Source organism: Bartonella capreoli (genome assembly GCF_902813205.1).
In the GTDB taxonomy this organism is placed as follows: domain Bacteria; phylum Pseudomonadota; class Alphaproteobacteria; order Rhizobiales; family Rhizobiaceae; genus Bartonella; species Bartonella schoenbuchensis.
Window position 1 is genome coordinate 130,899 of record NZ_CADDZX010000005.1, and the last position, 16,235, is coordinate 147,133.

13 protein-coding genes and 1 tRNA gene are annotated in these 16,235 nt (G+C 36.2%); 5 read left to right on the forward strand and 9 right to left on the reverse strand.

Annotated elements, in window-relative coordinates:
• Nucleotides 1-123 precede the first annotated feature (123 nt).
• Nucleotides 124-200, forward strand: a tRNA-Met gene (locus J7R05_RS05620).
• Nucleotides 201-427: 227 nt separating this feature from the next.
• On the opposite strand, the gene J7R05_RS05625 is transcribed toward J7R05_RS05620, so the two are convergent.
• The 8 genes from J7R05_RS05625 to xseA all read right to left on the reverse strand — a co-directional run bounded on the left by J7R05_RS05625 (nt 428) and on the right by xseA (nt 10,735).
• Nucleotides 428-1,210 carry an ABC transporter ATP-binding protein gene (locus tag J7R05_RS05625; RefSeq protein WP_208541542.1) on the reverse strand — a complete coding sequence of 261 codons (783 nt, stop codon included), beginning with the start codon at nt 1,208-1,210 and terminating at the stop codon, nt 428-430.
• Nucleotides 1,197-2,081: an ABC transporter ATP-binding protein gene (locus J7R05_RS05630; RefSeq protein WP_208541543.1), complete on the reverse strand. Its 885-nt coding sequence runs from the start codon at nt 2,079-2,081 to the stop codon at nt 1,197-1,199. Before J7R05_RS05630 ends, J7R05_RS05625 begins: the two co-directional genes overlap by 14 nt.
• Nucleotides 2,074-3,003 carry an ABC transporter permease gene (locus tag J7R05_RS05635; protein ID WP_208541544.1) on the reverse strand — a complete coding sequence of 310 codons (930 nt, stop codon included), beginning with the start codon at nt 3,001-3,003 and terminating at the stop codon, nt 2,074-2,076. Before J7R05_RS05635 ends, J7R05_RS05630 begins: the two co-directional genes overlap by 8 nt.
• Before the next feature lie 2 nt (nt 3,004-3,005).
• Nucleotides 3,006-4,079 (reverse strand): ABC transporter permease, encoded by a 1,074-nt coding sequence (locus J7R05_RS05640; RefSeq protein WP_208541545.1) that lies wholly within the window; start codon nt 4,077-4,079, stop codon nt 3,006-3,008.
• 115 nt (nt 4,080-4,194) lie between these two features.
• Nucleotides 4,195-5,796: an ABC transporter substrate-binding protein gene (locus J7R05_RS05645; RefSeq protein WP_208541546.1), complete on the reverse strand. Its 1,602-nt coding sequence runs from the start codon at nt 5,794-5,796 to the stop codon at nt 4,195-4,197.
• A gap of 398 nt (nt 5,797-6,194) precedes the next feature.
• On the reverse strand, nt 6,195-7,817 hold the full coding sequence (locus J7R05_RS05650) for an ABC transporter substrate-binding protein (RefSeq protein WP_208541547.1): 1,623 nt from the start codon (nt 7,815-7,817) through the stop codon (nt 6,195-6,197).
• 886 nt (nt 7,818-8,703) lie between these two features.
• Nucleotides 8,704-9,330 carry a DNA-3-methyladenine glycosylase I gene (locus tag J7R05_RS05655; RefSeq protein ID WP_208541548.1) on the reverse strand — a complete coding sequence of 209 codons (627 nt, stop codon included), beginning with the start codon at nt 9,328-9,330 and terminating at the stop codon, nt 8,704-8,706.
• On the reverse strand, nt 9,308-10,735 hold the full coding sequence (gene xseA / locus J7R05_RS05660; protein ID WP_208541549.1) for an exodeoxyribonuclease VII large subunit: 1,428 nt from the start codon (nt 10,733-10,735) through the stop codon (nt 9,308-9,310). The genes J7R05_RS05655 and xseA overlap by 23 nt, the downstream gene beginning before the upstream one ends.
• A 464-nt stretch (nt 10,736-11,199) precedes the next feature.
• On the opposite strand from xseA, the gene J7R05_RS05665 reads away from it, so the two are divergent.
• Nucleotides 11,200-11,481, forward strand: coding sequence for a DUF6460 domain-containing protein (locus J7R05_RS05665; protein ID WP_208541550.1), 282 nt, complete (start codon nt 11,200-11,202; stop codon nt 11,479-11,481).
• Nucleotides 11,482-11,764: 283 nt separating this feature from the next.
• On the opposite strand, the gene J7R05_RS05670 is transcribed toward J7R05_RS05665, so the two are convergent.
• The gene (locus J7R05_RS05670; RefSeq protein WP_208541551.1) at nt 11,765-12,193 is read right to left on the reverse strand and encodes a hypothetical protein; all 429 of its coding nucleotides are present in this window, start codon (nt 12,191-12,193) and stop codon (nt 11,765-11,767) included.
• Between the two features lie 336 nt (nt 12,194-12,529).
• Here J7R05_RS05670 and J7R05_RS05675 point away from each other — a divergent pair, with 336 nt between their 5' ends.
• The 3 genes from J7R05_RS05675 to J7R05_RS05685 are packed head-to-tail and all read left to right on the forward strand — an operon-like array spanning nt 12,530 to nt 15,919.
• The gene (locus J7R05_RS05675; protein WP_208541552.1) at nt 12,530-13,276 is read left to right on the forward strand and encodes an electron transfer flavoprotein subunit beta/FixA family protein; all 747 of its coding nucleotides are present in this window, start codon (nt 12,530-12,532) and stop codon (nt 13,274-13,276) included.
• A 52-nt stretch (nt 13,277-13,328) separates the two neighbouring features.
• The gene (locus tag J7R05_RS05680) at nt 13,329-14,261 is read left to right on the forward strand and encodes an electron transfer flavoprotein subunit alpha/FixB family protein (RefSeq protein WP_208541553.1); all 933 of its coding nucleotides are present in this window, start codon (nt 13,329-13,331) and stop codon (nt 14,259-14,261) included.
• Complete coding sequence (locus J7R05_RS05685) at nt 14,258-15,919, forward strand: electron transfer flavoprotein-ubiquinone oxidoreductase (protein ID WP_208541554.1); 1,662 nt, start codon at nt 14,258-14,260, stop codon at nt 15,917-15,919. The genes J7R05_RS05680 and J7R05_RS05685 overlap by 4 nt, the downstream gene beginning before the upstream one ends.
• Nucleotides 15,920-16,235: the final 316 nt, after the last annotated feature.

Below are 16,235 nucleotides of genomic sequence, written 5' to 3' on the forward strand. Positions count from 1 at the left end.
CATTCCATATCGGGGATGAAATAGAATGACAAGAGAAAAGCTTAAAAACGATGCTTGACATCTCACTATTCTACCTCTTATATCCGCCAAAGATAAAATTGTTTTGTAATATCTTTCTGTTTTGGCGGAGTAGCTCAGTAGGTTAGAGCAGAGGAATCATAATCCTTGTGTCGGGGGTTCGAATCCCTCCTCCGCTACCAGCATTTTTTATAGCACTTTTAAGGAATTCTGCGCTATTGGTTTTTGACGAATTCTATTAGATAATTATAAATAATTTTTTAGAGAATAATAGTAAAACTTTTAAATCAATAAGCAATCATATTACCAAAATTTAGGCATCAAGCCCATATTTATAAAATGTTTTTATAATAAAAAGGCAAAAAAAATCGAAAGATAAAGAAAACCTCTCTTATTTTTGTAAAACCAATTATGTTTTCTCTTCTTCATAAGAAATTGGCTTAGTACTCGCTTTAAGAAACATTTTTGTATAATCATGTTGCGCACGCAAATGGCGCAAATTACTATTACTTAACTCTTCCAAAATAACTCCTTGATGCATAATTCCAATACGCTCACATATATGCGCAACAACAGGAAGATCATGGGACACCATCAAATAGGTTAATTGTTTTTCTTCTCGTAATGATTTCAATAAATTCAAAATTTCAGCCTGCACAGATACATCCAGTGCAGATGTTGGCTCATCTAGCAACAAAACTTCTGGCTCAATAATCAAAGCACGTGCAAGGGCAATACGCTGACGCTGCCCTCCTGACAACTCATGTGGATAACGGTAAAGAAATGAAGAATCCAAACCAACAGAATGCAAAACATTGTGCACCCTTTCCTTTTGATTATCCATGCCATGGATTGTAAGAGATTCTGAAAGAACCGTATGCACCATTTTCCTTGGATGAAGCGAAGCATAAGGATCTTGAAAGACCATTTGAATACGGCGTAAAAAAGTTTTACTTTTTTTCCTTAATACTTCTTGTCCATCAAAGGTAAAATGCCCCCTATAACCGGGAATAAGCCCAACTAATGCATTCAAAATGGTTGATTTTCCGCATCCTGATTCACCAATCAAACCATAAGATTCACCACGCTTAATATGAAAATTGACTTCCTTAACAACCTTTACCGCCTTGTGCCCACGTCCAAAGGTTACAGACAAATCAAAAACCTCAATAATATTTTTACAATTGGTCATGGTAAGATCCTTCAACGCCATTAACAATTGTTGGGCCATGTAACCAATCAGGATTCCGTTCAGGGACAGACAAAACGTCAACCGGTTTATCAAGCCGCGGTAAACTTTGTAAAAGAGCCTTAGTATAGGGATGACATGCACGAGATAAATCACGTGCAGGCAACTCTTCCAATATACGACCGGCATACATTACTAAAACACGATCACAAAAATCAGCAACCAGATTTAAATCATGACTAATGAAAATAAGTCCCGCTCCAGACTTTGTCACAAGCTCATCCAATATTGCTAAAACCTGACATCTTACAGTGACATCAAGTGCAGATGTTGGCTCATCCGCAATAATCAAATCAGGCTTAGGGATAAGCATCATAGCAATCATAACACGCTGCCCCATTCCACCTGATATTTCATGAGGAAATAACCGCATAATACGTTCAGGATCGCGAATATGAACAGATTCCAACACAGAAATTGTTTTTTCCCATGCCTCCATTTTTGAAACACGATAATGAATACGGTAAGCTTCCATGATCTGCTTCCCAATTCGCATCAATGGATTAAGTGAATATTTGGGATCTTGTAAAATCATCGAAATACGCTTTCCCCAAATAGAGCGCATCTGATGCTCCCTGGCAGCCAATAAATTTATATCATTAAAGCACATTTTTTGAGCTTTGATAATTGCTGATCTTGGATTTAACTTTAAAATTGCACGCCCAGTTGTCGATTTTCCAGATCCAGATTCTCCAACAATTCCAATTTTCTCTTTTCCTACAGAAAAATTAACGCCACGTACAACCTCTAACATTCCACGCGTTGTAGGAAATGAAATACGTAAATCTTTTATCTCTAATAATTTTTTATCCATTGCGCGGATCCAATATATCACGAAGTCCATCACCTAAAAGATTGAAGGCAAGACTTGTAAGCAATATTGCACAACCTGGCACCGCTGCCAACCACCAACTTGTCATCATAAATTCACGACCCGTCGAAAGCATAACGCCCCATTCAGGAGTTGGCGGTTGAGCACCCAATCCCAAAAAGCCAAGACCAGCAGCCGTTAAAATAATTGCAGACATATTTAATGTTAACCGTACAATCACTGAAGGAATACACATTGGTGCTATATGAAACAAAATAATTCGCCACATTGATGCACCTTGTAGAAAAACTGCTGCAACATAATCAGATGAACGTATGGTCAAAGTTTCTGCACGCGCCAAACGTGCTATTGGTGGCCATGATGCCATTGAAATTGCAATTGCTGCATTTTCAATACCTGGCCCTAAAGCTGCCGAAAAAGCAAGTGCTAAAATTAAACTTGGGAAAGCAAGAAAAATATCTACAATACGCATTAAAACCGTATCAACCCACCCCCCTATATAGCCAGACATAGTGCCTACAATCAGTCCTATTGGACCTACAATAATTGTCGTTAAAAAAACAATATAAAGGGTAATACGTGCACCAAAAATTAATCGACTAAAAATATCACGGCCCAACTCATCAGTCCCAAAATAATGCAACATAGACGGTGGTTGTAATCGATGAGTAAGATCATTGCTGGCAATATCATAGGTAGCAATCCAAGGTGCAAAAATCGCGCACAAAAGAATAACAAGGATAATAGCTAATCCCAATACAGCTGAAAAATTACGAAAAAAAATGGTCAATGAGTAATAAAATCTTTGTATATTTGCCTGGACTGTTGACTGCGGAACAGATTCATTCAACCAACGACTCAAAGAAAATGACGAGCGCGGATTATTATGATTACTTATTGTCATATTCAACGTGTCCTTGGATCAAAAAGCTGATAAAGCAAATCAGAAAATAAATTAATAGCAACAAAAAAACATCCTATAAGTAGCGTACAACCTACAACTGCGTTCATATCTCCTGCAAAAAGCGCATTGGTCAAATAACGCCCGAAACCAGGCCAAGCAAAAACTGTTTCTGTCAACACAGCACCTTCCAACAAAAACGCATAAGAAAGGCCAACCACAGTAATAATTTGAACAGCAGAATTACGAAAAGCATGGCCCCAAACTGTTCGAGCCCATGATAATCCTTTAACACGTGCTGTAAGAATATATTCCTGATTAAGCTGTTCAATCATAAACCCACGAGTCATACGGCTAATATAAGCCATAGCACCAAAAGCTAAAATTAAGGCAGGCATAATAATGTGACTAAAAACGTTGCCAAAAACTTCCCATTGACCCTGCATAGCAGAATCCCAAAGAAATAAACCTGTTTTGGGTTCGAAAGAATATTCATAAAGAAAATCAATACGCCCTGGCCCACCAATCCAACCAAACTTAGCATAAAATACTAATAATGCCATCAATCCAAGCCAAAAAGCTGGTGTTGAATAACTTATCAATGTAAAAATACGAACGAAGTAATCAATAAATGAATTACGATACATTGCTGCAAAGACCCCTAACGGAATACCCAAACTCGTGCCAATAATAACAGCAACCGTTGCAAGTTCCAGCGTTGCAGGAAATACACGTAAAATATCTTCCAAAACAGGACGCCCCGAAGTCAAAGCATCTCCTAAATCAAACAGAAAAATATTTTGAAGATAATTCCAATATTGTACAATCAATGGCTGATCAAGACCTAATTTATAAAACATTGTATCATAAGCTTCCTGACTAACATTATCACCCAGGATAGCAATAACAGGGTCTAAAGGTAAAAGACGACCAATAAAAAAAGTAATTGTCACTAAACCAAATAATGTAATTAATATCGAAATTAACAGCTTAAACAGCCTAAAGAAAAAAGGCCATACACGCAGATTTCTCTGCTTTTGTGCTAATGCCACATCAGCTTTTGAATCCGATAAAACCATTATGGTAATCCCCACACACTTATAAAACCTATACTTTGCGATCTTTCCTAGTCATATAAGAAAATATATCGCACTCGCACACTCATATGACCCTTATTCGTAACAAAATTACAACTTATTTTTCTGCTTCACTATAGCGAATTTCAAAACTATTCCAAAACCATTTTTTGACCTTAGGCCCCATACCAATGATATAATAGGTCTGAAATAAATAAGCCATAGGACCATGATAAAGAATATAATGCTGCAAATTGCGATATTGTCCAAAACGTTTATTTTGATCTTTCTCAGATAAGGCATCCATCACCATTTTATTAACCTTTACATCATAATAGCCAGCCCGCCAAGCTAAATACATGTTGTGCTTTTGAGTAAATGTCGGATCAGGATTAAAAACATGACGTATTGAAGACAAATGTCCATCGGGAATTGTTGTATGCCACCCCATTATAGCAATGTCATAATTTCCTCCACGAACGCGGCTTAACAATTGAGTTTGTGTCATTTTTTCAATTGTAAGGTCAACTCCGATTTTGCGTGCATTTTCCTGGATAGACTGTGCAACAGATGACATATAGGAAAGACTACCAATTAAAAGATTGGCTTTAAATCCATCTGGATAACCTGCTTCATTTATTAATTGTTTTGCCTTTTTTAAATCTAATTCAAACGGCATTCCTTCTTTTTTATCCAAAGCGCCTGGCATGCCTAACGGCATATAGCTTGCACGAGGAAATGCAATACCTTTCAAAACTGTTTTACCAAGATTGTCATAATCAACAAGATAACGCAACGCCAACCTTACTTTTTCATGAGCCAAAATTTCTCTTTTATTATTCAACGATAGATAAACAGATTGTGGACGCAAAATACGATTAATCTTGATAGGCCCTCCTTGTTTTTCAATGTCTAAAACATCTTCTGAAGAAAGATCACGTGCTATATCCACATCACCCTTTTCTAAAAGTAACCTTTGGCTTGTTGATTCAGCCACATGAAGTACCAAGATTTGTTTAATTTTGGGTTTCTCTCCCCAATAATGTTGGGTGGCTTGTAAAACAACCCGCTCCCCGGGAAGCCAACGAACTAATTTATAAGGACCAACACAAGCCGAATGAGTAGCTAAATACTTATTCCCCATATCACCATTAACACTATTTGTTTCAAGTGTTTTCCGGTCAAGCAAAGCAGCAGTATAAGTTTGCCCAATTGTAGCCAATATAAGATGAACAGGATAAGGCTTATCAAAGTCTAACTGTAAAGTTGTATCATCAAGAGCTTGAATACTAGTTTCAACATTTTCTTTGGTAAATCCAAAATCTCCCAAAGATTGAGAAAAACCCAGATTTAATTTAATGATTCGCTGCATTGACCAAGCAAGATCTTTTGCAGTAGCCACCCTTCCATCATCAAATTTTAAATCATCACGAAGATGAAAAACAATTCTTTTTCCATCCTCTAAAACATCCCAAGACCGAGCCATAGCAGGACGGATTTTTGTAGAATCATGTTTATCAAACTGCACTAAAGAACTACAAATATTACTTAATAATTCACTTGTTACAATTTCAACAGATTGGGCAGGGTCAAAATTACTGATTGAATCAATGTTCCATGCCATTATTAATGTATTTTTAGGCGGCACACTTAGCGCTACTGGCATTAAACTACTGAAAAAAACGATTAACCCTAATAAAGCACAAAAACCCTTAAGCATTATTTTAAACTCCCTCTCATCCCTATTTTTATGATATTTTACTGTTTTCAAATAAAGTGATTACGATTTCTTTATTGGCTTTTTCCCTTACAAAAACATTGTACGCACGCACGTACTCACTCTACTTATCCAACTTAAACTCAAAAATGCTCTTAGTTTCTTTCCCAGTACTTAAAGTTATAAATTAACCATAATATATAAGCAAATGTACCAAACAATATTACTTACCACGTGTTATTAATATTGATCTAAATACACATAAATTGAACTTTTATGAATAAGCTACCCCTTACAGTTTAGTATGGTAAATCACTAAAAGTTATTTTATGTAAGGGGCTACTGCTCATTATGAACCTTATAACTATTCACCCTTTGTACTTTTATTATCTAAAATACGCTTATTTTTCAATTGAACTATAGAAAACACGTGGCGCACTATTCCAAACCCATTTTTTAATAGCAGATGAAACAGCTACAGTATTATATTTTTGAAACAAAAAAGCATAAGGCCCTTTTTGCATAAGTTGATGCTGCAAATCAGCATATTGTTGCGCTCGTTTTTCTAAATCCTTTTCAAATAGAGCGTCTTCAACTTGCTGATTCATATTTGCATCAAAATATCCTTGTTGCCAACTAGGATAAGCCGTATTTTTAGCCTCAAAACGATTATCGGGGTTATAAACAATACGCAAAGCCATCGTGTGGGGATCTGCAGACTCATTAACCCATCCTAAAAAAGCTGTATCAAAAGCACGTGCAGAAACTTTTGAAAACAATTGCGCTCCCGCTACACGTTCAATTTTAAGGTGCACACCCACCTTTTCTGCATTATCTTGAATAGACTGAACGATCGGCAAAGTATAAGGAGCCCCTCCCACAATGATATGCGCTTCAAACCCTTTTGGATAACCTGCATCAACTAAAAGCTGCTTAGCTTTTTGAAGATCAAGTTTGAAAGGTAGCCCTTCTTTTTCATCCAAAGCACCAAAAACGCCGATAGGTATAAAACTAGAGCGTGGAATACCAATACCTTTCAAAACTGTTTTACCAAGATTATCATAATCAATAAGATAGCGCATGGCCAAACGCACTTTTTCATTAGCAAAAATAGGGTTTGTCATATTAAAACCCCAATACATCATGGCTGGCTGCAACACTCTTTCAATCCTGACATCTGTTGTTTTCTCAAGATCTTCCAAAGCCTCAGGTGTTAAGTCACGCGCTACATCAATATCGTTTTTTTGCAATAATAAGCGTTGCGTACCAGATTCAGAAACATGACGAATTAGAACTTGTTTAAGTTTAGGTGCTTCTCCCCAATAATTGGAATGAGAACGTAGTAAAATGGCTTCTCCAGGACGCCAACTGACCAACTGATAAGGCCCAACACAAGCAGCATGCGTTGCTAAATAGCGGTTTCCCATATCATTATCTTTTTCATGTTTCATAATCGTTTCACGATCAAGCAACATAGCAACACGATTAGCAGCAATATTATTAAGAATAAGCTCCGCTGGATAAGGCTTATCAAATTTCATTACTACAGTTTTATCATCCGGCGCGTAAATAGCAGAATCAACTGTTTGGGCTGTAATACCATATTCATTAAGTGTTGCCGCATTAGCCATATTTAATTGAACAACACGCTTCATACTCCAAACAAGATCACCAGCACTGGCAGGCCGTCCATCAGCAAACTTTAAATTATCACGCAAATGAAAAGTAATCACCGTATTATGATCACTTGTAACATCCCAACTCTTTGCTAAATGTGGAATCATTTTGGTTGCATCACTTGGATCAGTATCAACCAAACTATCACAAATATTATGAATAATTTCACTGCTATAAGAATCATTGATTTGAGCAGGATCAAACGCATTGATTGCATCAAGATTCCAAGCCATCATGAGTGTATCGGCAGGTGTTTTTGCTGACACTTGTTGCAATAGCATGCCTACAGCCATAAGAGCAGAAACAAAAGAACAGCTCCCTTTTAATATTTTCTTTTTCATATTCATAGATCTTTCCCTTAAACTCTTATTTTACAAATTAGCCATTTTAGCTAAATTAGTAAGTTTATATCAGTAAAAACTAAATAAATATAATGCAAGCATTCTTTTAGATGGTCATTTCCTTCTTTATGCACTGAATTTATTTCTCCATTATATCTAAAACATACAGTCATACTACTTTTAACTTATTTTTTAATAATAGATACAACGATTGCAACATTGTGATTTTAAAATGGACTATAAAAGTCTGCTCTATAAATTCACACTTAAAAATAAATATCTCGTTTTTTCTATTCTTGTAAATTCTTCTCAAACAATGTTTTTTTAACACAGTGGTTTATATTTGCACCAAAACACCCTTTTAAAACAATATAAGCCATAACCTCAACTTAAACTGGTTATCATGGTTATCAAAAATACATGAAATTATTATATAAAATTTGTAAAGCAACTTCTCCTACATCACGAATCTTTACAAAAGCACATGGGCAACTCCTAAAAATAATGATATTATTTCAATACACTTAATTTTAAAAGTGCATGTCTACTTCTGTTGTGTTATCTTGGAATAAATTAAGTAATCGGTAAAATACAAAAGAATATTTCCGCACACTATTTACCTTTAAATATACCCAAACAATTTGCTTCATATTTTACTAGTAGTAAATGCTGAATTTTGATTTAAAATAGAGAAATAAAACCTGTTTATTAAGCATTTTCCCCAACTAATAAGTGCACAATAAAATTGCCATTTAAAGCGTCAATATATTATATAATCAATCTCTATATAACTCACGTTATCTTTAACACCTTCTCTCAGATATGTATTTTAGCTTTTCATGATCGTTTATAATCAAGAAACAAATAGGTTATAAAATAAATCTTCGCAGTTTCACCGACAAAAACACCCTTCAAGATGATCATTAACTATGCCTACTGCCTGCATAAAAGCATAACAAGTAGTGGGACCAACAAATGTCCAACCGCGTTTTTTCAAATCTGTAGAAAGACGAATAGAAGCGGCTGTTACAGGATTGTCCTGCCACATTTGAAAATCTATCTTTTCAGGACGCTCAGATGGTGGTGGTTGAAAAGACCAAAAATAGTGGGATAAACTGCCCTGCTCTGCTATAATTTCTTGTGCCCTAAAAGCATTATTAACCACCGATCGGATTTTCCCATGATGGCGAATAATACCTTTATCTTGCATTAACATTTTGATTTTGGCTTCATCATAATAAACGATCTTTTCAAAATCAAAGTTATCAAAAGCACTGCGAAAATGGGAGATTTTTTTCAAAATTGTTAACCAAGAAAGCCCTGCCTGAAAACCTTCAAGACAAATTTTTTCAAATAAACGCAGATCATCAAAAACGGGTTTTCCCCATTCATGATCATGATAAGCGCAATAAAGCGGATCAGTTCCTGCCCAAAAACAACGAACTTTTCCATCCACCCCCATCAAAAGTCCTTCATTGAGTACAGAATCTACCGTATCAGAAGAGTGTTCCTTGATCATCTTTTTGCTGTTTTATCCGTTTGTTTTTTGAAGCACAATTAAATGTTGAAACGTTAATTTCACCATCAAAAAAACGTAAACTCATCTGACCTGTTTTAGGCAACTGCACTAATCGTTTGACCGGCTTATTATCTTGACCCAATGCCAAAACAAAACCCCGTTCTAAAATATTCTGATAAGAAGTGCTTTTTAAAAGCCTAAATGCCATCTCTGCCTGAGCACGTTGTTTTTCAACATTGCGTAAAAAAGCACGACGAAGATGTATCGTATATCCTTTTACATTGTATCGTGCTTTTTCACTGTTTAACAAACGCGGAGAAAACCGAACACTAAGAGCATGAAAGTAAAAAAGTTTTTTCTCGTAGCTTATACAAAGAGCTCGTTGCAACCGGCTTGAAATTTCATCAAAACCACGACGTGGTAAAGCGAGTAATTGGTCAGCAGTAAGCAAACCTCGTGAAATAGCACGCAATTTTTGTTGATGAAAACTAAAATAACGCGTCAATCCCCCACGAAGACGTGCACCAAGTGATGCTAATTGCACTTCAAGATCAATTTTAACAGGAACAGCTCTTTCTGCTGCTCCCGTAGGAGTTGGTGCCCGCCAATCAGCAGCATAATCAATTAAAGTCCAGTCTGTCTCATGTCCAACTGCAGAAATAACAGGAATAGTCGATGCATGAACAGCACGAACGACCGCCTCATCATTAAACCCCCATAAATCTTCTAAACTCCCTCCCCCGCGTGCTACAATAATAAGATCAGGCTTAAATAAAACACCACCTAAAGGTAGGGCGTTAAACCCATCAATAGCACAAGCTACTTCTCGACCACTCGTTTCTCCCTGAACTCTTACAGGCCAAACCAAAATATGCAAAGGAAAACGATCTGATATACGATGAATAATATCGTGAATAACAGCTCCTGTTGGTGATGTCACAACACCTATAATTTGAGGCATATAAGGTAGTGGCTTCTTTTTTGTTTCATCAAATAAGCCTTCATCTGCAAGTTTTTTCTTACGATTTTCTAAAAGTGTCATTAAAGCACCAACCCCTGTTGGCTCAAGAGCATCAATGACTATTTGATATTTTGATGAACCTGGATAAGTAGTAAGTTTGCCGACAGCAATCACTTCCATCCCTTCTTCAGGAGGGAATTTAAGCTTTTCCATTAAGCTTCGCCAAATAACAGCCTCTAACCGAGCTTTATCATCTTTTAAGGCAAAATATGCGTGACCTGAAGCATGAACACCACGATAACCAGATATCTCCCCCCGTACCCGTATATAAGCAAACTTGTCCTCAATAATGCGTTTTAAAGCACTTGATACTTCAGAAACACTAAATTCTGCTACATTTGTTGCCACCGGTCGTGGACTAAATAAATCCGTCGTATTTTTCAACTCTCTTAACCTTAAAAACACTCAACTCAAACTGTAACATAAATACATCTTTATGAAGATGAATAGTATCTCTATAAAGCGGAATCTCTTGAAACATATTCTATGCACAACATATTAACGCTTCCACAATAACATTATATTGAGAATATGCTCACTGTCATCTAACAGGTGAAAATTACTGGTAAAAATTGCCAATAACGTTTGATGAACTCTAAAAATTAAACAACATCAAGCAAACAATGAGAAATTCTTATGAAAATATTACAAAAATTATCAATTAAACATGAAAGCAGTTCAAAAAAAACAGCTCAAATATTACGCTAATATTTAAGGATGTAAAATTTGAGAACAAAACTTAAAAAACAAAGAGCAAACAAATAACGTTAAAATCCGTGTTTTTCTCCCGTTATGTGTATATCATTTGCACTATATACATAGTTTAGTATATTTGAAGTCACGTTAAAATGAAAAATAGAAAAAATACACACAATTCTCTTCATTCATTTCTTGGTGGTACACCGGGGCGTATTGCTGTAAAACTGCTTATCCTTTCATTTTTCACTGGAATTGCGATAAATATCCTAGGGTGGACACCTATTGATCTTATTTGGGAAATAATAGACTTCCTTCAATCTCTATGGGAAACAGGATTTATGACTTTTGTAAACCTTTTCCATATGACCTTGGCTGGTGCAGTAATTGTTATGCCTGTTTTTCTTTTTTTACGCATCTTCCGTAGAAAATAAAGCACCTTAAGAAGCTCTCTTAAAAAACAAATTTCCATAAAACTCTGTAGTGATAAGAAAAAAAGATCTTAGAGTTTTTTTTGAAAAAAGCACACACCAAGAAGCTTTAACTAAATAACTAGGTAATTGAGTATTAAAAAGGCTTTCCTTTTTGAAAAACCTCACAGAATTTTATTAAGAAATGTTTCACAGCTTTTATTGGTAAAGAACTAAAATTACTTTGTTAAGGTGAATTCAATTGACTACTTTCTAGAAAATTGCGTTTTCTTAATGCACCAAATGTTTAGTTTTCTTCGCATGTCATATGAGCAAGATGATGCACAACAGAATTAATTGATTGTGCACGAGGAACATATTGCTTCATGACAGTTTCTTGTGAATTTTTCTTTTCATGAAGAAGTTTTTGAACAAGTCTTTCTATCTGCTCCAAACGTTCAAAAAGCTTTTTTTGCGCTTGATCACGTGCAGAATGCTCAGCTAAAATTGCCCGACTAATTGTATCTAAATAAGATTTAATACTATTATCTACAAAGCTCTGCATAATTAATTGATTTGGCACTTTTTTTATCTGCATTTGTGTGTAAACGTAGCGCAACTTAGTAGCAATATCGGACATAGTTATCTCGGCATGTTTTTTCGTTTTCTGCTTTTGTTCAACAACAAAAGTAGAAAGTTGATTATGTACAACTGGGTTTATAACGTGACGTTTCATATTCACAGATGCATCCCTTTTCATCTTTTTCAAGAAATCATACTTCTAATAGAGAGTGTGGCTCATTTTAGTAAATAGAGCTTTAAAACGATAAGAGAAATTGAAAATAATAATATAAAACAAAGTTAACTAACAAAAATTAATGGAAATGTTACTAATTTTCACCCCATTCAATTCTAATACAACACCTAACTGACCTGTTCTTACCATTGACCAAAGGCTTATATCTTTATAGCAATGTTTTTCAAAACCAACTGTTGGCATTAATCTTAAATGATTTGGTTTCTTGTGGTTATTATTATAAAATAGTGACTATATCAATTAAAGAGGATCATTATGAAAATAATTGTCGCTGTCAAACGTGTTGTTGATTATAATATCAAAATACGTGTTAAACCTGATGGCACAGGTGTTGATCTATCCCATGTAAAAATGTCTATGAACCCTTTTGATGAAATCGCTGTAGAAGAAGCTATCCGGCAAAAAGAAGCCGGTAAAATTTCAGAAGTTGTTCTTGTTTCAATTGGGCCAGAAGCAGCACAAGAAACCTTACGAGCAGGACTTGCAATGGGTGCTGACCGCGCCATCCTTGTCAAAACTGAAGAAGTGCTTGAGCCTTTAGCAATTGCAAAAACTCTTAAAACAATCATTCTTGAAGAAAAACCAACTATGGTTTTTTTAGGCAAACAAGCAATTGATGACGAAAGTAATCAAACTGGTCAAATGTTAGCAGCTCTGCTTGGTTGGGGGCAAGCAACATTTGCCTCACATCTAAACATAGAAAACCATCAAGCTACTATTACTCGCGAAGTAGATGGTGGTACGCAAACTATTTGCTTACCTCTCCCTGTTGTTATGACTACTGATCTGCGATTAAATGAGCCGCGTTATACTTCTCTTCCTAATATTATAAAAGCTAAAAAGAAACCTATTGAACAAAAGGCACTTGCTGATTTATGCGCAGATACGCGAGCACGTTTAACAGTGCTTAACATTGAAGAACCTCAATCCCGTCAAGCAGGAATTAAAGTAGCAAATGTAGCAGAGCTTGTTAGTGCGCTTAAAAAAACAAGTTGTATTTAAAATACGATAATAGATATATCAAAAGTAACAATGCATAAAAAGGCAATAACTTATGGCAATTCTCTTATTGGCCGAACATAATAATCATTCCTTGTCAGAAGAAACTGCAAAAGCACTCACTGCCGCTCATTTAATTGGTGATAATGTTGATATTTTAGTCTGTGGAACAAAGGTTCAAGCGATTGCAGAAAATAGTGCCCAATTGGTTGGTGTCCGGCAAGTACTTGTTGCTGAAGCTGATTACCTAGCGCATCAATTAGCCGAACCTGTAGCAGCAACGATTATCGAACTTGCTAATAACTATGATGTAATCATGGCAGCTTCCACAAGTATTGGCAAAAGTGTAATGCCGCGCGTAGCTGCTTTCCTTGACCTTATGCAAATTTCAGACATTATTGGCGTTGTCTCATCTGATACCTTTAAACGACCAATTTACGCAGGTAATGCCATTGAAACTGTGCGTGCAAATGACCGCCAAAAGGTTATAACAGTACGTACAGCCTCTTTCACTCCAACTCTTCAAGGAAATTCTGCCCCTATTAAAACAATAACACCAGCTCCTAACCCAAACCTTTCTTCTTTTGTAAAAGAAGAAACCAACAAAAGTGACTGCCCTAACCTTACATCAGCACAAATCATTGTAGCAGGTGGACGTGGATTTGGCTCACAAGAGAAATTTATGGAACTACTTCTACCGCTCGCAAACAAACTAGGAGCTGCGGTGGGTGCTAGCCGTGCAGCAGTTGATGCAGGTTATGCCCCAAATGATTGGCAAATTGGACAAACAGGAAAAATCGTTGCTCCTCAACTCTATATTGCTATAGGCATCTCTGGTGCTATTCAGCATTTAGCAGGAATAATGGATGCACAAATCATTGTGGCTATTAATAAAGACGAAGAAGCCCCTATCATGCATATTGCTGATTACGCCCTGGTAGGTGATCTTCACCATATCATTCCTGAGTTAGAGAAAGCTTTATTATGAATGTACCTACACATCACCAACGTGAAAGTATGGAATTTGATGTAGTCATTGTAGGAGCAGGACCTGCAGGCCTTTCTGCTGCAATTCGTTTGAAACAAAACAACCCCAAGCTTTCTATTGTAATCCTCGAAAAAAGCTCAGAAATCGGTGCTCACATTCTATCAGGTGCAGTGGTTGATCCTATCGGCATAAATACACTTTTACCAGAATGGCAAAATGAACAAAATCATCCTTTCAAAACACCTGTCACTAGCGATCAATTTTTTCTATTGAAGCCAACAAGCACTAAAGTATTACCTAATATTTTTCTCCCAAAAATCTTATCAAATGATGGTTGTTATATCGTTTCACTGGGGAGTGTTTGCCGTTGGCTAAGTAAAAAAGCAGAAGCGCTTGGCGTTGAAATTTATCCCGGATTTGCCATATCTCAGGTTCTTTATAATAATAAAGGAGCTGTTATTGGTGTTCTCACAGGTGATATGGGCATTGAAAAAGAAGGAACACCTGGAAAAAATTATATTCCTGGCATGGCTTTACTAGCAAAATATACCCTCATTGCTGAAGGAGCGCGTGGCTCAATTGCTAAACAACTCATACAAAAATTCGATCTTAGCAAGGATCGTGAACCACAAAAATTTGGTCTTGGTCTTAAAGAACTTTGGGAAGTTGACTCCTCAAAGCATAAACCTGGTTTAGTTCAGCATTTCATCGGCTGGCCATTGGATAATAACGCTGGTGGTGGAGGTTTTCTTTATCATCAAAAAGACAATTTGATTTCTGTTGGCCTTGTTGTACATTTGGATTATAAAAATCCTTATCTCTCTCCTTTTGAAGAATTTCAACGTTTCAAAACACATCCTAAACTGTACGAACTTTTAAAGGGTGCAAAGCGTCTTGCTTATGGCGCACGTGTCATCAGTGAAGGTGGCTGGCAATCTGTACCAAAACTCACCTTTCCTGGTGGTGCACTCATTGGATGTTCTGCTGGCTTTGTTAATGTACCTCGTATAAAAGGCTCACATAATGCCATATTATCCGGCATATTAGCAGCTGACAAAATAGCTGATGCCCTTGCTCAAGATCGTGCCCATGATGAAGTCAAAGAGATCGAAGATCATTGGCGTAAAGGTCCTATCGGAAAAGATCTTTATATAGCACGTAATACCAAGCCTCTCTGGGCAAAATATGGTACAAAATACGGAATTAAACTTGCTATATTTGATATGTGGTGGCAACAGATTTTTGGCTTTTCTTTATTTAGAACACTCTCTCATGGAAAACCAGACTATGCATATTTGGAACCAGCAGAAAAATTTCAACCTATAGCTTATTCCAAGCCAGATGGTATTGTGACTTTTGATTGCCTTTCCAGTGTAGCACTTTCCAATACGCATCATACGGAAAATCAACCTTGCCATTTAAAAATAACCTCACTGGAAAAACATAAAAATTCTGAATATGCAATCTATGGGGGACCTTCCACACGCTATTGCCCCGCTTGTGTCTATGAATGGCTAGACCATAATGATCATAAAATTTATATCATTAACGCCTCAAACTGCATCCATTGTAAAACATGTGATATTAAAGATCCTAACCAAAATATCAATTGGACTTGCCCGCAAGGAAGTGAAGGACCTTTTTACCCAAATATGTAATTAGTGCCTTATTATCTTTTCCGAAAAAAATTTAAAGCCTCATATTCTAGTAAAAATACAATTTTTATTCAGGTAAAAAGCCTGATTTATATCACTGATACATACGCTTATAAAAGCACATCTGACCCTACTTCCCTAACCCATGTTCTAATTAACTAAGTTAGATTGCTCTTATCAGAAAAAACAAGGTATATTTATTATTCGAGTAGTTAATAAAAAAGGCCACGCAGATGCGCAGCCTTTTTCATGTAAAAACTCTATGGAATTAATTACGGAACAATAATAAGATATTCTGACTACCTTGATTTGCAATAGA